This window comes from Paenibacillus sp. SAFN-054 (assembly GCF_051966755.1).
Lineage (GTDB): Bacteria > Bacillota > Bacilli > Paenibacillales > Paenibacillaceae > Paenibacillus_AQ.
In genome coordinates this window covers 126,882-144,136 of record NZ_JBQCKS010000002.1, presented here as the reverse complement: position 1 = coordinate 144,136, position 17,255 = coordinate 126,882, and the positions used below count along the sequence as shown (strand labels likewise).

Below are 17,255 nucleotides of genomic sequence, written 5' to 3'. Positions count from 1 at the left end.
CCAAAACAATAGGAAAACAAGACACGATTTCGGAAATCATGCCGTTCAAAAGGAGGAGGACACCGTTCTATAATACACGTAAGCGTTTTCACTATAAGGTGATCGCATATGATTACTCTTTGAATGGGGGAGTTAGAAATGAAGAAGCTCAGATGGTCCTTGCTTGTGATGGTATTGGTCATGTCCAGTGTGCTCCAGGCATGCGGATCGGGCGACACGGGAGACAGCCAAGGTAAAGGTGAGAAGGTCAAAATTAAATGGGCGACCTGGGGGAACCCTGGAGAGCTGACCCGCCATCAGGAGTTTACGAAGGATTTCAACGCAAGGCATCCAGACATTGAAGCGGAGCTGATCCCGATTCCGGGGGAATACGATCAGAAAATATTGACGCAGCTGACGGGAGGAACCGCCCCTGACTTGTTTTATGCAGGCGATGCCTTCATCGTGAAACTGATTGAAAATAAAAGCATCGAGGAGATCACGCCGAGAATGGACGCAGCAGACAGCATCATTAGCAAGGACGACTATTTTGAGGGACTGTGGGGCGCGGCGAAGCGTGACGACAAAATTTATGGTGTGCCGGTCGACTGCAATCCGATGGTGCTGTGGTACAACAAGAAGGTGCTGAATGACGCGGGAATCACAGAGATGCCGGGCGATCTACAGGCAAAGGGGCAGTGGACCTGGGAAGCATTTCAAGATATGGTCCAAAAAATTAACGACTCGAAAAAGTACGGGTACGTGCTGGATAACGGCTGGAACAGCTATTACAGCTGGGTAACATCCAACGGCGGCAAAGTTTACGACGATAGCGGCAAGTTCATTGGCTATGATGATCCGAAGGCAAAGGAAGCGTTCCAATTCCTGTACGATAACGTGAAGAAGAAGAATATTACATTTGCAGGGACGCTGCCGAAGGGGCAAGGCGGTGACGCCATGTTCATGTCCAATCAAGTCGGGTTCGTGGGGGCTGGACGCTGGTATTTGCCGTTGTTCAAGAAAAATTCCAGCCTGGAGTACGATGTGGTAACCTGGCCGACGAACACGGGGAACAAAATTGAACCGGCCGGCATCTCGACGGCATATCTGGTCATGAATAACGCATCGAAGCAGAAAGACGCTGCCTACACCTTCTTCTCCGAGTTTTTGAACAAGGAAGGCCAGAAGTTCCGTCTGCAAGGCGGCGGCAATGCGGTGCCGTCCGTCCAGGGCGTGGATGACGTTGTACTGGAGGGCAACCTGCCTGAGCATGCGCAGCTGTTCCTCGATGCCCGCGAGGTGGGTTATGCGCTGACCCCGTTCGAATCCGGAATTCCAGGATTAAGTACGGACATTACATCCAAGTTCGAGGCGCTGTGGCTCAAGAATGGACAACTGGATACCACACTCAAAGATATTCAGGACATGGCCAACAAGAAAATCGACGATTTCAAACAAGGTAAATAACAACAAAGGTAACTAGCGACAAAGGGAAATAGCGAAAATCCGGGAAGGAAGGAGCGCGAGCTGCTCGGCGTCCCTTCCTCCTTTCTATGCTCCTAGCGGCGCCCGGATCGGAATTCATAAGAGGAAGGTGGATATTCATGCATAATCTGACAGCTGAAGGAGCGGCTCCTGCGCCGCCGGCCTTGCAGCCGGACAACAAGCAGAAGACAGCGATGACGAGCAAGACGGCGGATGGCATCTGGGGCTATGTTTTTATTTTCCCCCAATTGGTCGGACTGCTGCTGTTCTCCCTCATTCCCCTGATTTCGGCTTTTGTACTCAGCATGATGAAGTGGGACGGGATGGGGCAGAAGCAGTTTGTCGGGCTGGATAACTTCATCAACACGTTCAGGGATGAGGATTTCAGGATAGCCGTCGTCAATACGCTGTATTATACGGTACTCACCGTCCCTACAGGGATCATCCTGGCGATGCTCATCGCGGTAGGTCTGAACCGGGTCAAGGGCAAGCTGATCTACAGGCTCATATATTTTATGCCAAACATTACGATGTCCGTAGCGGTTGCCGTTGTATTCATGTGGCTGTTTAACGCGGATTTCGGTTTGATCAACCTGTATTTGAAGGAATGGTTCGGGATCAATGGCCCCCGCTGGCTGACCGACACGCGCTTTGTCATGCCATCAATCGCCATGCTCAGCATCTGGATGGGGCTTGGCGGGAATATGGTATTGTTCCTGGCCGGACTGCAGGGCATATCCGCCAGCTATTATGAAGCGGCTCAAATTGACGGCGCCAGCAAATGGCAGCAGTTTGTGAATATAACCGTTCCGCTGTTATCTCCGACCACCTTTTTCGTGACGATTATGACGATCATCGGTTCGTTTCAGGTGTTCGATCAGTCGTTCGTCATGACCTCCGGCGGGCCAGCGAAAGCCAGCTATACGATCGTGTTCCACATTTATGATACGGCGTTCATAGACTTTACGTTCGGCAAAAGCACGGCCACGGCTGTCATTCTGTTCATCATGATCTTGGCCTTGACGCTGTTCCAGATGAAAATATCCAAACGCTGGGTTCATTACGAAGACTAGAATCGACTGGAAAAGGAGGAGAACCGCATGCAGACCAGAGGACTACGATTGTCCACCGTCCTGCTTCATATGATATTGCTGCTTGGCGCGTGCATTATGGCGCTTCCGTTTGTATGGATGCTGCTCAGCTCGCTTAAGGATCTGTCACAAGTGTTTATCGTGCCGCCGAAATGGATTCCCGATCCGTTCGTGTGGTCCAATTTCAAGACCTCGTTAACGGCGCTGCCCTTCGGGCGGGCGTATTTCAACAGCTTTTACATCAACGTGATTGTCGTTGTCTCCCAGCTGTTCACCTGTTCGATGGCGGCCTACGCGTTTGCCAAGATCCGGTTTCCTTTCCGGGAGTCTCTCTTCATGCTGTTTCTGGCTACGATGATGGTGCCGGGACAGGTGACGATCATTCCCCTGTATTTGATGATGAAAAGCATTGGCTGGCTGGACTCGCACTTGTCGATCATTGTGCCCGCCGCGTTGTTTAACGCCTTTGGCGTATTCCTGCTGCGCCAGTTTTTCAGAGGCATTCCGAAGGAGATGGAGGAGGCGGCCATCGTGGACGGTGCCAACCGCTGGACCATTTACGCGCGAATTATGCTGCCCCTCGTGAAACCGGCTTTGTCGGCGCTCGGCATATTCACGTTCCTCGGCATGTGGAACAGCTTTTTCTATCCGCTCATATTCCTGAACTCTCCCGAAAAATTCACCGTGCCGATGATGCTGAACCTGTACCGCGGTATGTATTCCACGGACTGGACGCTTATGATGGCGGGCGCAGCCATCGCGCTCATTCCGGTACTTATCGTGTATGTCATCGGTCAGCGATATATCATAGAGGGCGTAACACTATCCGGAATCAAAGGTTAGCTATAGTCATAAGCAGCAGCGTGGTCAGATTGCATTGGCCAGGCTGTTTTTATTGTACAGTCATCATTCCATCGTTCCAGGGACGAAGATGATTTACATCTTGTTATAGAACCAATAAAATGTGATACAGAAGAATTTGTCAGAATGATCTCGTGAAGGCCTTTCTCTACCGAAGGAAGGATCAGAAGGAAGGATCAGAAGGACGGTTGGGCAAGTTAAGGAATTGATAGAGAACGGGTTAGGAAAAGGAGAGAGGAACAGGAGTTGGCCAAAAATTCACCTGATCATTCATTAAAAAGACCACACATTATATTGTTTATAGGGTTACTGATACTGGTCCTATCCAGTCTTCGTATATTGTGGATCGAGGTGTTACCCGATCAGAGCAAGGCGCACATCAAGAGTGGAGTGCTAGATTTGCGTGATTGGAATGCGGAAGAAGGCGGTATGATGTTGCTTGATGGGCAGTGGGAGCTTTATCCCTCCCGATGGTTGCTTGATGGTAGCGAGCAGAACGGAGCAGGCAAAGCGGAACCTAAGCTGGTTTCCGTCCCGGGAGGATGGGGTGAAGCTTTGCATGGGCAAAGTGAAGAAGCAGCTCTATACGGGTATGCGTCGTATCACTTGCGTATTCTTGTGAATCCGGAGAAAGACATCAATTACAGTATTCGCGTACCCAGCGTGCGTACCGCATCCGAATTATATATCAATGGTCGATTGCTTGCTAAGTCTGGCCGAGTCGCCGAAACGAAGGAAGCTTATACAGCGAAGAACCTACCCTATTCAGCCAGCTTCACTGCTGACAATAACGGGGTGATTGACCTCGTGATTCAGGCGGCAAATTATGTAGATAGTCGGGGCGGCGGGATCGCTCGATCCATTAAATTGGGGTCAGAGGAAACCATCGCGAAGGATATGAAACTCTCTGTTTCTATGCAGGCGCTCGGAGCCGTCATATTTCTGGTGCACTCTGTATATGCACTTATTTTGTTTCTGCTAGGAAATCAGGAAAAGAGGCTGCTCTATTTTTCTTTACTCACTCTGTGCGTCACGCTTTCGAATCTTTTGAGTACGGATGAGAAGTTATTTCATCAACTGATTTACATCGGTAGCCAGTGGGATTTTCGGCTTTCCAATATCGCACTCTTGGTTGGATGCTATGCATTGGTAGAATGCACAAATCATCGGGACCTCCTCTATTGGAGCCAGGTGTATCCTATTTATAGGATCATGGTATTAGGGACGGCTGGCATTACGTTATTTTTAGCACCGCATCAGGTGATCATGCTCTTCCCGGTTTACTTTCTACTGGGGTTCATAACGGCTGTAATCACCATTACATCCATTGTCCGTACCATCACCAAGGGCATCAGAAGCCATCTGTTCCTGCTTGTTTCTATGATTGCGCTTCTCCATCATTTCATTTGGACCTTGATCTTGCGTGAAAATGCACTTAGTGTTGCCCACTATCCATTTGATTTGATCATTTCAATGGGATGCCTGGCCACGTTATGGTTTAAGGGCTTTTTTAACATGCATGCCAATACCAAGGAGCTTGCCGCCTCCCTGCAAAGAATGAATGACCATAAAGATCAATTTCTGGCCAATACGTCTCATGAATTCAAAAATCCGCTTCATAGCATTCTTAACATGTCACAAGCGGTGCTGGAGCGGGAACGGCATTTGCTTAAGGACAGGAGTGTTAAAGAGCTAGAAACGATTCAATCGGTAGGACGCCGTCTAACCCTGTTATTAACGGATATGATGGATATGATGAGTCTGCGGGAAGGCAATCCGCGTTTACAGGAAAAAGCGATATCCATTCAGCCAATTGTGACAGGTGTTATCGATATGCTTCAGATTACTGCAGAAGTGAAGTCCGTCCAAATTGTAAATCTGATTCCTGATCATTTTCCGTATGTCCTTGCCGATGAGAACCGGGTGATACAAATTGTGTTCAATTTACTTCACAATGCCGTTAAATATACATACGAAGGAACGATTTCGATTCAAGCTTTTACGGATGAGGGAAGGGCTTATATCGTGATTGCCGATACGGGGATTGGCATGGATGAACATATGATGAAGCGCATATTCCTTCCATATGAGCAGGCCAGCTCGAGTGAAACCATGGTTGAAGGCGGCTTTGGGTTAGGTTTAAGTATAAGCAAACAGCTAGTTGAACTTCAGCGGGGTACATTAGAGGTATCCTCTATTCCTGGAAAAGGCTCCAAATTCACATTTTCATTAAGACTTGCGGGTTTGCATGAGGAGGAAGATCAAGGTGTTCCTCCATTATCCGATCCCTTATCTATGCCGATCTTCAGCAATATTCCGTCAACATTCCAAGAAACGGTGCCTATGCAAGGGAGTCGAGACCGCCCTCTCCTGTTAATTGTGGATGATGATCCGGTCAACCTCCAAGTACTTGAAGCCATACTGCCACCGGATGAGTATGATCTGACCAAGGTAACAAGTGGTAAAGAGGCATTAGCTATGCTGGATGCCAAAGCGTGGGATCTAGTCATCTCCGATGTGATGATGCCACGAATGTCGGGATATGAGTTAACCCGGAGGATTCGCCAGAAGTTCGATCTTACCGAGCTTCCTGTACTGCTCATTACCGCGAGAAGCGAGCCGAAGGATATCCAAAGCGGCTTTATGGCGGGAGCAAACGACTACGTGACCAAACCGGTGGAAGCACTGGAAATCAGATCGCGGATCGAGGCGCTAACGACCATTAAACAGACGGTCCGGGAACAATTGCGATTGGAAGCGTCATGGCTGCAAGCGCAAATTCAGCCTCACTTCATATTCAATGCCCTGAATTCTGTCATGGCTTTAAGCGACGTCGATTTGGACAAGATGCGTGATTTGCTGGATGAATTCAGTCATTTCCTGAGAAATAAATTTAGATTCCTGGATATGGATGGACGGGTTCCGATCGAAGAGGAGCTCAGTCTGGTGCGCTCATATCTCTATATTGAACAGGTTCGGTTCGAAGAGCGGCTGCAGGTCGTTTGGGAAGTGGATGACTGCGGGGAACTGCAAATTCCGTTTCTCTCCATCCAGCCTCTGGTTGAAAACGCGATAAGGCATGGTATTATGAAACGCGCTCGTGGAGGAAACATACATATTCAGATATGCGTCCATCATACATATGCAGAGATAGCGGTAAAAGATGATGGAGTGGGAATGAAGGAAGCTGAATTGAAAGGAATATTAGAGAGAAAATCACAACATCGCTCTGGTGTAGGTTTAATCAATACGGATCAGCGATTAAAACGGCATTTCGGAACCGGACTTCAGATAACAAGCACGTTAGGAAAAGGGACAACGGTAAGTTTTATTGTTCACTTCTAGTGTTTCTTTGCTCGGGGCTCGGGTCGAGATCGATATTATGACATCGTATTCAGGCTTTTGCGGCGCCGGGACTCTCCCGGCGTCAAACCCGAATTGGTTTGATTTACTAGGGGTACTCGTAGGGATGGAAGGGGGAAGCAAGGGAAAGTCGTTAGTTCATTTACTTGAGAGTCTTCATTTTTTTACTGCTGGCTGACTGAACCGAATGGGTTTCGCAGCTTGGTGAATGGAAGCAAAGTCCAACACGGTATACCTGATCCGCCGAGCTCTTAAATCCGCTACAAAAAATGACCTCTGGTGAAGAATGATGAATCTCGTTACATTTAATGCAAAAGTACATAAGAACCCTCCTTGTAAGCGCTTAATTATTAGTATTATATACTGAGTCTGTTTCAGAGTATAGTAAAAAGATAGGATTGTTGAAGTTCTACCCGAAAAAATGCGCAGGAGATGAAACATTTGAAAAGCATACCTTTAACGATGGTACGTCCGGATCTGCACCGCATTCCATCATATGCGTTACCTTCTTCCCATCGAGTAAGGAATTTTCAGCCGGGCGACGAACGGATTTGGGCTCAGATCGAAGCAAGCGTCGGCGAGTTTGGGGACGAGGAAGCCGCACTGAAGCATTTTGACAAAGAATTTGGTGCCTATGCAGAGGAGATGGTGACGAGATGCTTGTTTATCGAGAACGAGCACGGTGAAGCGATAGGTACGACTACCGCCTGGTACGGCTCACTCCAGGATGATGAAACAAGAGGGAGGATCCATTGGGTAGCCATCCGTCCGGAATATCAAGGGAAGAAGCTCTCCAAGCCTTTACTCACTGCAGCCATGGAGCTCTTGGCTCAATATCACCGGCGGGCCTATTTAACGACGCAGACCACAAGTTACCGGGCGGTCAACATGTACTTGAATTATGGTTTTGAACCGCTGATTACGACACCTGATTGCATGGAAGGCTGGGCCTTAATGGAAACGGTGCTTCAGCGAAACATAACCGGATCATCAACGTAATAATAATGAAATATCCATATGTATCGCATGGGAGGCAGGATGAGTGTCTAGTCAAGGATCTGCAACGAGGGGAGCATTAGTCTGGTCAGGAAGAAAATGTACGATATTCGGCCTGCCGATTTCCTTCACGAAATATTTTGTATACGAAAAAAGATTGGTAACGAGAAAAGGGTTCTTTAACGTCGTCGAAGACGAGTTGGATTTTTACAAAGTGCTGGATAAAAGCATGGTACTGCCGTTTTGGCAGCGCGTATTCGGCTGTGGTTCGATCCATTTGAACGTTGCCGATGTCGATACGCCCATCAAAGTTCTGGAGTCGATCAAACATCCACGCGAGGTTTATGATCAGATCGACAGCATAGTGACCAAACTGGCAGAGAATAATTCACTGCGTACAGCGGCCAGTATTCTGGGTTCGGTCCATCAGGAGAATTTCTAATTAGAGGATATCAACATGCCCGTATTGAGTGGGGTGGAGGCAACTAGAAAGATCAAGCTGAAATACCCCGCATCGTAAATCATTATTTTGACATCATATAAAGAAGTGGATTTTAACGGGCTGACTGCATGAAAATGCGGTCAGCTTTTTATTGTCATATGACCTTGTTATGACCAAACAGCACTTCAACCTTATGACTTTCCGGAGATAAACTAAGATCATTAGAACGATAACAAGGAGAGATCATAGAATGGGAAATATTGAGCCTCAAAAAAATGAGGTCCCGCAAAGGGAAAGAAAATCGTGGATGTATGCTTGGATTCAATATCCGTTGGTCTGGATGGTTGTTGGAGCCCTGATCCTGATTCTGGCAGATGGGCTGCTTAGCCGATTCATCCAAAATGCAACCGGGTTTGAATCCATCATGCTGGCCATCACGAAGAGCATTGCGGCCATCGCTCTGTATGTACTGACCATGAAATGGTTGGCTCACCGGCGCGTTCCGGAGCTCTCCATTAAGAATGCTGTGAACAGGGTGTCCTTGGGCGCGCTAATCGGTTTTATTTTTATTGTCATATCCACCTTGCTTATTGTTATCCTGGGCGGGTACTCCTTTAAATGGTTGCCAGGGAGCGCCGGTGATGTGATTTGGCCGACAATCTCCACAGCCCTAGGAGCAGCAGTTGTTGAAGAACTGATTTTTCGGGGAATTGCTTTTCAAGCCATTGAAAAAATGATAGGGAGCCGATTTGCGCTTATGATCACATCCCTATTCTTTGGAATTGCACACCTTGGAAATCCGGGAGCGACAATTTGGAGTGCTGCCGCCATTGCCATCGAAGCGGGTGTGCTTCTTGGTGCTGCTTTTCTTTGGCGCAGAAGTCTATGGTTAGTCATTGGCATTCATTTCGTATGGAATGCAGTAGTAGGACTGCTCGGCATACCCGTCTCCGGGCATCCGTCTTCGGGTCTTTTCTCTGTCCAAGTAACCGGTTCATCCCTTCTAACGGGCGGCAGTTTCGGTATCGAGGCATCCGTAGTCACCGTCATCATTAGCTTGCTTCTCTCTGTTCCCATGCTTATGTTGGCAAAAAAAGGCGAGCGCTCTACAAAGTAGCTAAATTAAAAAAGTAGCTAAATTAAAAAACCAGCGCCTCCGGATGGAGACGCTGGTTTAACGTGCATATAGCTTAAAAAGCCTGCAGCACGAAATAAATCACGAACAGCAGCGAAATGACATAGAAGAGAGGCTTCACTTCGCTCCACTTGCCAACCGCGGCATGGAACAGCGCATAGCTGACGAATCCGATCGCGATCCCGTCCACAATGCTGTGCATAAGCGGAATGAACGCGATGATGAAGAACGCGGGAAAGGCTTCTTCGAGCCGCTTGAAGGAAATGTTGCTCACGGCGGGCATCATCAAGCCGCCGATAAAGATGAGGATCGGCGCGACCGCCTGATCCGGAACGAGCGTAATGATCGGCATCGCAATGAGCGAGACCAAAAACAACGTGCCCGTCACGGCTGAGGTCACTCCCGTCTTGCCGCCCGCTGAAATGCCTGCGGCCGCTTCTACCGTTGAGACCGTCGGACTGGTGCCGAAAAGAGCGCTGAGAAAGACGGAGAACGAAGTGGCCTGGATGGCACGTTTGAAGCGCTCGGGCTTCCCGCTCATGTTCAGCTGTGCGTTGATGAGTCCGACGTTCTCGAACACGATCACGAGCGTCAGCGAGAAGACGGCGACGATCATCGTCGTGATCGAGGCGCCTTTCACGGATAAATGGCCGAAAACTTCTCCATATGCGGACCAGGAGGAGCCTTCGACGCCAGCCGCCTTGCCTGGCACTGCCCCGAACGCATAGGCCAGAAGCGTACCCGCAACAATGGCGAGCAGCAGGTTTCCCGGAACCTTCCGCATATACAGGATGCACGTGATGGCCAGCGTGACAAGTGTCACGATGACACTTGGATCGGCGAACGATTTCACGGCAATGACCGAAGAAGGGTCCGATACGATCACGCCGCCCTTCTGCAAGCCGATAAGGACCAGCATCAGGCCGATCCCGACCGAGATGGCTTCCTGAAGCGATGCGGGAATGGCCGTTCTCACCTTCTCAACGAGAGAAGTCATGCTGATCGCCAAGAAGCAAAGGCCCGACATCATGCTGACGGCCAGTGCCTGCTGCCACGTCATTCCCATGCCTTGAACAAGCGTATACGTGAACATGGCATTGATTCCCATGCCGGGCGCAATAATCAGGGGCGATTTGCCCCATAGAGCCATCACGAAGCAGCCTGCTGCCGAAGCGAGAATCGTGGCGATAATCCCTGCTTCCTGCGGGATTCCGGCATCTGCCAGAATCGATGAATTGACGATAATAATATATACGATCGCAAAAAAGGAAACCGTTCCTGCCATCAGCTCCCGACGCCACATGCCTGCGGCGCCTGGAGAAGCCGAATCAGGCGAGATTTGTTCCTTTGCCTGCGAAGGTGATTGTTTTTTCCGGTGGACCAATCGATAACCTGCTTTCCATAGTAGCCCCTCACCCATCCCTTTGCCTGTGGTCGGCATGAAGCCGACATGTGCTTGATTGTAACATATTTGAAGAAGAGTCATCAATGAAAAATGAGTGTGTGATATTGGTGTAGCCATAATAGAGAAAATATAGTATTTTTTATATGAATTGGGTTAATAAAATGACAGCCAGATCATACAGCAGCGAATAAATCTGTCGTAACGGGAGAGATTTTCAATGCTTCGTCCAAAAGAACGCATCCTCGAGCTGGACATTTTTCGTTCGCTCGCGATCATGGCCGTCGTTGTCATCCATGCAACCTCGGAAACGCTGGCCAAAACAGAAGGAACGCAGGGCTACTACCTGTATTTGTTCATCAACATGTTCAGCAAATTCGCCGTGCCGGTATTTATATTTTTGAGCGCGTTCGTGCTCTTTTATAATTATCTGGACAAGCCTCTCGGCAAATCGATGCTGAGAAGCTTTTATACGAAGCGGTTGCTGTATATCTTGCTCCCGTATCTGCTGATCTCACTAGGCTACTTTGGATTGGATGTATACTTGAACGGTAAAATGGGACTTCCGGCGGGAGAGATCCTTCAGGAATTCGGAATGAAGCTGTTAACCGGAAAGGCACACTATCACCTGTATTACATGATTATCATGCTGCAGCTGTACCTTGCGTTTCCGCTGTTCCTGTGGTGGTTTCAGAAAAAGCCAACCGCTTTGCCTTACGCTGTTCTCATTGGCCTCGCGATCCAGTGGCTTCACGTCTACCTGTACGAATTCGGTTTTCACTGGCCTGAACCGGGCGTGCATCGTGTCGGGCTTAGGCTGCTGCTGCCGAAGGGAAGCCTTATTTTCTCGTACATGTCCTTCTTCTTGCTTGGTGCGCTGGTCGCAGCATCCTATGACAAGCTGAAGGCTTGGCTGGTCGTGACCCGCTCAGGCTTCAGAACGGTGAAAGGCATTCTGTGGATTGCACTGTGGGCTGTCTGGCTGGCCGCGGGCATCCTGCACGTCAACCTGTATTATTGGGTGAACGTCGGTGGCAGCAGAATTCACCCCTTATGGTTCGAGTTCATGTGGAATTTCCACTCGCTTCTCAGCTGTATCGTTCTGATGCAGGCATCCTACATACTGTACCGTCATACCTGGAAATGGCTGGCCGCCGCCTTGACGTCCATGGGAGCTTGCTCCTTCGGCATATACCTTGTGCACCCGGCTCTGCTGTATGTATACCGTAAATTCCCGGCACATGGAGGCACGTTCGAGTACGCGGCCAGGACGGCGGGGGCCTGGGCTGTCGCTTTGGGAGCTTCATGGCTGATCGTTTACGTGGCTTACAGATATATCCCTTGGTCGTGGATCGTATTCGGTTCCGGGCCGAAGCGTGTGCAGAAGAGAGAAGCGTCTCCACAGCCGCAAATCCATGCCTGATCGTTCATCGATAATGAAAAGCCATCCTCTCGAATGGTTGAGAGGATGGCTTTTGCTGTATTTATGGGGATGTCCTTGGCTGCATGAGCTGTTCATTTAGTAGTTGACTCTCACCTGAATGTCCTGCTCGTAGTTGCCGAAATGCCTGCCGAAAAGGCTTACGCCGCCGACATTTCTGGCATCCTCCGAGGAAAGAATGCGAAACCGGATCTCTTCCCGCGGAGCAATCGGAATATCCTGTATCGACACGTCGGACAGCCGGACCCCGTCCATATAGGTGCCGGACGAAGTCACGGACAGCGTCTTCAGCAGCCCGTACTGGGTGCCGCCGAGCTCCCACCAAGCAGGAGTCAGCCTTCCTTGTATTTCCCCGAAATCGCCCGGCGAGGTCCAGATGCCCACGGGAACGTCATTCAGCAGAAACGTAATGTCCGAGGGCCAATCCTCAGCATAACCCGGCGCTTCCGAGCCGATCTCCAGGGAGATCCGCAGGCTGTTGATGATATTTTTGCCCGCTGCGTAATTCGGAATAAGGTACTCCACGTAGCCGCTCGAAAACCAGATGTGCTGCGCTTTCACATGCTCCGGTTCGGCAAAATAACGCGGGTCGTCCCGCATGCCGATCAGCTTGGATTCCGAGGCGAGTCCGCATGTAGGCTTCACCTGGTACACGGAGTATTGGCCTACAGGGATCGACACATCGTATCCATCCTGATCCGGTACGTTCAACTGGCGGGACTCTTCCGGTTTGAATAACAGCAGAGCCTCATCCAGACGGAGGGAGCACTGCTTCTGCATGCCGCGTTTGCCTGCGGTCATTTGTGTTTGGATAATTCCTGCATCCTCCAGCTGCTGGACATGTTTGGTCACAATTGCAGAGGACAGGTCTAACCTTTGAGCCATCTCTTTGATGTTGAGGTTTTCCCTGCCGAGCATTTCAATCATCCGAATCCGTGTTTCGGATGCCAGCGCGACGAATATTGATAGATTTTCCTGACTTACCTTGATTTCCATATCGAGCCTGCCTTTAGTTGGAATGAGTTAGATAACTTATATTGTATAACCATTAAGTTAATTAAACAAGAAAATCATTGACTAAACAATCCGGTTGTTTTAATATCTATTTGAAAATTAATGGATTAATGATTAACTTACTTATTAACTAAACTGAAGGTATGACTTGAAACATGCGCTAACCATTACTTAGAAAAGGAGTTTGTCCTATGGAAATGAACCTTTCTATCCCCCGTCCAGAGCATCCGCGTCCCCAGTGGATGCGCGAGCGCTGGGTCAATTTGAATGGTGCATGGCAGTTTGAAATCGACCACGGCAAGAGCGGAAAGGAGCGAGGGTATTCACAGCCGGAACATGACCTTTCGGGTACGATCACCGTTCCGTTCTGTCCCGAAAGCAAGCTGTCCGGCGTGGAGTATAAGGACTTTATGGCCGCGGTTTGGTATAAACGCGAATTTACCGTGCCTGCGTCATGGACGAGCGGAAGGGTTCTGCTGCATTTTGGCGCGGTTGATTACGAGACGGAAGTGTGGGTGAACGGCACATCCGTCGGAACGCACCGTGGAGGATACTCCCCATTCAGCTTTGATATTACTGCGCAGCTTATGGAAGGCACCAACACAGTGACCGTCTATGCAGTGGATGACACCAGGTCGGGACGGCAGCCTCGCGGCAAGCAGAGCGGAAGGTTCGATTCGCATGGCTGTGATTATACGCGCACCACGGGGATCTGGCAGACCGTATGGCTGGAGCCGGTGCCCGAGGCTTATCTTGCGGACATGAAAGCGGTGGCCGATCCGGACAATGCCTGCGTGCATCTGGAAGTGAAGGTTAGCGGGAACGCTGCAGGTGCCGCGCTGACCGCTGCGGCTTCCTATGAAGGGAAGGACGTAGGGGAAGTGAAGGTTCAGGTGCAAGGTCCATGCGTAAAGCTGACCCTGCCAGTCTCAGAGGTTCATCTGTGGGAGGCGGGCAGCGGGCGGTTGTACGACCTGAAGCTGTCCCTGCATAAGCAGGATCAGGCCGTCGATGAGGTCGATTCATATTTCGGCCTGCGGACGGTACGGCTGGACGGCATGGCGTTCCGGATCAATAAGAAGTCCGTATTCCAGCGCCTGGTGCTGGATCAAGGCTTTTATCCGGACGGCGTGTACACCGCTCCCAGCGATGAGGATCTCCGGAAGGACATCGAGATTTCGATGGGCCTTGGGTTTAATGGCGCCAGGCTCCATGAGAAAATGTTCGAGCCCCGTTTTCTGTACTGGGCCGACCGTCTCGGCTATCTTGTCTGGGGCGAGCATGCCAACTGGGGACTAGACATCACGACGACCGAAAGCGTGTCGCGCTTTTTGCCTGAATGGATGGAAGGCGTGGAGCGGGACTTTAATCACCCCGCCATTATCGGCTGGTGCCCGTTCAACGAGACCTGGGACAATGACGGCGTCAAGCAGGATAACGAAGTGCTGCGGATCGTGTACGACATGACGAAGCGGATCGACCCGACGCGCCCGGTCATCGATACCAGCGGCAACTTCCATGTCGTAACGGATATTTTCGATCTCCATGATTACGATCAGAATCCGGTGACGTTCAAGGAGAGATACGAGCCGATGAAAACCGGCGGGGAAGTATACAACACCTTCCCTGACCGGCAGACGTACGGCGGACAGCCTTATTTTATAAGCGAGTACGGCGGCATTTGGTGGAATCCGGACCAGAAGGACAACAAATCGTGGGGGTACGGTGACCGTCCAGAATCCGAAGAAGCGTTTATTAAACGCTATGACGGGTTGACCAGCACTCTGCTGGACCATCCGATGATGTTCGGTTTCTGTTATACCCAGCTGTATGACGTAGAGCAGGAAGTTAACGGACTGTACACCTATGACAGAAGACCAAAGTTTGATCCGGCTGTCATCCGGCGCATCAATTCCCGCAAAGCCGCTATTGAAGAGTAGGTCCGATTAAAGCTAAGGGTGATTGTACATGCGCAAAGGAGGGCACGGAGATGAACGGATTTAATGGACTCGGCATGGGGCTTGGAAATTTGCCCATATTGTCGGATGCCCGCACCCGGTCGATCAGTCCGGAGAATTTCACCGGTGCCAAGGGCAAAGGCGGCATGGCAGCGGAAGGGACGGGAGCTGAATGCGCCCGTGACCTGGGAATCGGCTGGAAAGTATCGCCGTCGGTTGAGATCGGGTCCGGTGAGATCTTTACGATGGCTGAGATCGAAGGACCTGGGGCGATTCAGCACATATGGCTGACCTGCTCTCCGGCGGTGTGGCGCAGCCTGATTATTCGTTTTTACTGGGATGATGAGGAGCAGCCGTCCGTGGAGGTGCCGGTGGGCGATTTCTTCTGCAACGGCTGGCAGGAGCGGTGCAACGTCAATTCTTTTCCGGTTGCCGTCAATCCGGCCGGGGGCATGAACAGCTATTGGCTCATGCCGTTTCGCCAAGCAGCGAGAATAACGATGGAGAACACATCGGCGGATAAAGCGGTTTTGTATTACCAGGTGAATTACACGTTGACCGAAGTGCCGGAATCTATGGCCTACTTTCACGCGCAGTGGCGAAGAAGCAATCCGGTGCCGTATCAGGAAGTGCATACCCTTCTCGATAACGTGAAGGGAAAAGGCCATTACGTCGGAACTTATCTGGCCTGGCAGGTAAACAATAACGGCTGGTGGGGCGAAGGGGAAATCAAGTTTTACCTGGACGGAGATCAGGAGTTTCCGACCATCTGCGGAACAGGAACAGAGGATTATTTTGGCGGGGCATGGAACTGGGAGCAGCCGTCAGGTCAATATTCCACCTATTCCACCCCGTATCTCGGGATGCATCAGCTCATCAAACCGGACGGACTGTACCGAAGCCAGCAGCGCTTCGGAATGTACCGCTGGCATGTGATGGATCCAATCCGTTTCGGGCAGGACTTTAAGGTGACGATTCAGGATCTCGGCTGGCGTTCCGGGCATCGTTACCTGCCGCAGCAGAGCGATATTGCTTCCACGGCATTTTGGTATCAATCCGAACCGCATGAACCGTTTCCCCTGCTGCCGGATAACGACGGAAGGGAAGTCATTTAAGGAAGCAACTGCAAACGATTAAAGCCGTTCCCTGTCTGAAGGGAACGGCTTTTTTTTAATGAACCATCTCCATGAATTTCGTGGCCGCGGTGGAAATCGGCATGTTGCGCATGGTCATCAGTCCGACCTTGGAGGGCGGGATGTCGATGTCCAGCTTGATCTCGAAAAGGGATCCCTCCCTAAGTTCTCTGGACACGAATTCGCGCGTGACGAAAGAAATGCCAAGGCCTCTGCGGGCACATTCGATGAGAAGGTCCACGCTCCCTACCTCGATATCCGGCTTCAGCTCATGCCCGTATTTTTCGAATAACTCCGTAATGGCCATCCGTACCCGGCTGTTGCGCGAGAAGAGAACGACCGGGTACTCCATCAGCTGCTCCATCGTCAGCGTCTGCCCCTTCAGCTCCGCGTAACGCTCACCGGCGACGAAGCAATCTTGAAGCTGAATGCTCTCCGAGACCTCCAGCAGGGAATCCACGATCGGCATCCGCACAACGCCAAGGTCGATCCGGCCTTCCTTCAGGTACGTAATCACTTCGGGCGTCGTGCCGTGATGCAGATGGAGCTTGATGCCCGGATACTTGGTATGGTATTCCTCCAGGAACGGAAGCAGGTAATGCTTGAACAACGAATCACTGCCGCCGATCCGGAGTTCGCCGCTGTCCAGTTTCTTCAGCTCCACCATTTTTTCCTCGGCCAACGCAATGAGAATTTGCGACTGCTCGATGTAGGAGAAAAGCACCTTTCCTTCCTGCGTGAGTTCAACCCCTTTGGCATTACGGTAAAAAAGCGTGACGCCAAGCCTATCCTCCAACTGCTTGATGGCGTGGCTTACGCTCGGCTGGGTCAAGTATAGCTCTTTGGCGGCCTGGGTCAGACTTCCCATTTTGGCGGCCCAATAGAAAACTTTATATAGTTCGTAATTATTAGTCATAGACACGGTCTATATCTCCTCGAAAATATATTAATTACA

Annotated in this window: 13 protein-coding genes; 10 read left to right on the top strand and 3 right to left on the bottom strand. The window is 50.4% G+C overall.

The window, feature by feature from the left end:
- Positions 1–138 precede the first annotated feature (138 nt).
- The 7 genes from ACTHPM_RS12075 (at position 139) to ACTHPM_RS12045 (ending at position 9,334) form a co-directional block, all read left to right on the top strand.
- Entirely contained in the window at positions 139–1,446 is a 1,308-nt protein-coding gene (locus ACTHPM_RS12075) for an ABC transporter substrate-binding protein (RefSeq protein WP_440396118.1), read from the top strand.
- A gap of 212 nt (positions 1,447–1,658) precedes the next feature.
- Positions 1,659–2,537: a carbohydrate ABC transporter permease gene (locus ACTHPM_RS12070; protein ID WP_440396261.1), complete on the top strand. Its 879-nt coding sequence runs from the start codon at positions 1,659–1,661 to the stop codon at positions 2,535–2,537.
- 27 nt (positions 2,538–2,564) lie between these two features.
- Positions 2,565–3,398 (top strand): carbohydrate ABC transporter permease, encoded by an 834-nt coding sequence (locus tag ACTHPM_RS12065; protein WP_440396119.1) that lies wholly within the window; start codon positions 2,565–2,567, stop codon positions 3,396–3,398.
- A gap of 408 nt (positions 3,399–3,806) precedes the next feature.
- Positions 3,807–6,761 carry an ATP-binding protein gene (locus tag ACTHPM_RS12060; RefSeq protein ID WP_440396262.1) on the top strand — a complete coding sequence of 985 codons (2,955 nt, stop codon included), beginning with the start codon at positions 3,807–3,809 and terminating at the stop codon, positions 6,759–6,761.
- A 450-nt stretch (positions 6,762–7,211) separates the two neighbouring features.
- Complete coding sequence (locus tag ACTHPM_RS12055; RefSeq protein WP_440421558.1) at positions 7,212–7,778, top strand: GNAT family N-acetyltransferase; 567 nt, start codon at positions 7,212–7,214, stop codon at positions 7,776–7,778.
- A gap of 43 nt (positions 7,779–7,821) precedes the next feature.
- Positions 7,822–8,217: a PH domain-containing protein gene (locus ACTHPM_RS12050; protein WP_440396121.1), complete on the top strand. Its 396-nt coding sequence runs from the start codon at positions 7,822–7,824 to the stop codon at positions 8,215–8,217.
- Positions 8,218–8,467: 250 nt separating this feature from the next.
- Positions 8,468–9,334, top strand: a complete 867-nt coding sequence (locus tag ACTHPM_RS12045) for a lysostaphin resistance A-like protein (protein ID WP_440396122.1) — start codon at positions 8,468–8,470, stop codon at positions 9,332–9,334.
- A gap of 73 nt (positions 9,335–9,407) precedes the next feature.
- Here ACTHPM_RS12045 and ACTHPM_RS12040 read toward each other — a convergent pair whose 3' ends face one another.
- Positions 9,408–10,793, bottom strand: a complete 1,386-nt coding sequence (locus tag ACTHPM_RS12040) for an NCS2 family permease (protein ID WP_440396123.1) — start codon at positions 10,791–10,793, stop codon at positions 9,408–9,410.
- A gap of 181 nt (positions 10,794–10,974) precedes the next feature.
- Between ACTHPM_RS12040 and ACTHPM_RS12035 the strand changes: the two genes are divergently transcribed.
- A complete protein-coding gene (locus ACTHPM_RS12035) occupies positions 10,975–12,177 on the top strand; it encodes an acyltransferase (RefSeq protein WP_440396124.1) in 1,203 nt (400 codons plus the stop codon).
- Between the two features lie 96 nt (positions 12,178–12,273).
- Here the strand turns inward: ACTHPM_RS12035 and ACTHPM_RS12030 are convergent, their stop codons facing one another.
- Entirely contained in the window at positions 12,274–13,191 is a 918-nt protein-coding gene (locus ACTHPM_RS12030) for an ArsR/SmtB family transcription factor (RefSeq protein ID WP_440396125.1), read from the bottom strand.
- 209 nt (positions 13,192–13,400) lie between these two features.
- Here ACTHPM_RS12030 and ACTHPM_RS12025 point away from each other — a divergent pair, with 209 nt between their 5' ends.
- Positions 13,401–15,149: a glycoside hydrolase family 2 protein gene (locus ACTHPM_RS12025; protein WP_440396126.1), complete on the top strand. Its 1,749-nt coding sequence runs from the start codon at positions 13,401–13,403 to the stop codon at positions 15,147–15,149.
- A gap of 50 nt (positions 15,150–15,199) precedes the next feature.
- Positions 15,200–16,282 carry a glycoside hydrolase family 172 protein gene (locus ACTHPM_RS12020; RefSeq protein WP_440396127.1) on the top strand — a complete coding sequence of 361 codons (1,083 nt, stop codon included), beginning with the start codon at positions 15,200–15,202 and terminating at the stop codon, positions 16,280–16,282.
- Positions 16,283–16,337: 55 nt separating this feature from the next.
- On the opposite strand, the gene ACTHPM_RS12015 is transcribed toward ACTHPM_RS12020, so the two are convergent.
- The gene (locus ACTHPM_RS12015) at positions 16,338–17,216 is read right to left on the bottom strand and encodes a LysR family transcriptional regulator (protein WP_440396263.1); all 879 of its coding nucleotides are present in this window, start codon (positions 17,214–17,216) and stop codon (positions 16,338–16,340) included.
- Between the last annotated feature and the right edge of the window lie 39 nt (positions 17,217–17,255).

Bases quoted from the DNA above. Each gene is read 5' to 3' on its own strand.
- ACTHPM_RS12015 (WP_440396263.1), bottom strand. From the start codon at position 17,216: ATGACTAATAATTACGAACTATATAAAGTTTTCTATTGGGCCGCCAAA.
- ACTHPM_RS12065 (WP_440396119.1), top strand. From the start codon at position 2,565: ATGCAGACCAGAGGACTACGATTGTCCACCGTCCTGCTTCATATGATA.
- ACTHPM_RS12020 (WP_440396127.1), top strand. From the start codon at position 15,200: ATGAACGGATTTAATGGACTCGGCATGGGGCTTGGAAATTTGCCCATA.
- ACTHPM_RS12035 (WP_440396124.1), top strand. From the start codon at position 10,975: ATGCTTCGTCCAAAAGAACGCATCCTCGAGCTGGACATTTTTCGTTCG.
- ACTHPM_RS12045 (WP_440396122.1), top strand. From the start codon at position 8,468: ATGGGAAATATTGAGCCTCAAAAAAATGAGGTCCCGCAAAGGGAAAGA.
- ACTHPM_RS12075 (WP_440396118.1), top strand. From the start codon at position 139: ATGAAGAAGCTCAGATGGTCCTTGCTTGTGATGGTATTGGTCATGTCC.
- ACTHPM_RS12055 (WP_440421558.1), top strand. From the start codon at position 7,212: ATGAAACATTTGAAAAGCATACCTTTAACGATGGTACGTCCGGATCTG.
- ACTHPM_RS12025 (WP_440396126.1), top strand. From the start codon at position 13,401: ATGGAAATGAACCTTTCTATCCCCCGTCCAGAGCATCCGCGTCCCCAG.
- ACTHPM_RS12030 (WP_440396125.1), bottom strand. From the start codon at position 13,191: ATGGAAATCAAGGTAAGTCAGGAAAATCTATCAATATTCGTCGCGCTG.
- ACTHPM_RS12040 (WP_440396123.1), bottom strand. From the start codon at position 10,793: ATGCCGACCACAGGCAAAGGGATGGGTGAGGGGCTACTATGGAAAGCA.
- ACTHPM_RS12070 (WP_440396261.1), top strand. From the start codon at position 1,659: ATGACGAGCAAGACGGCGGATGGCATCTGGGGCTATGTTTTTATTTTC.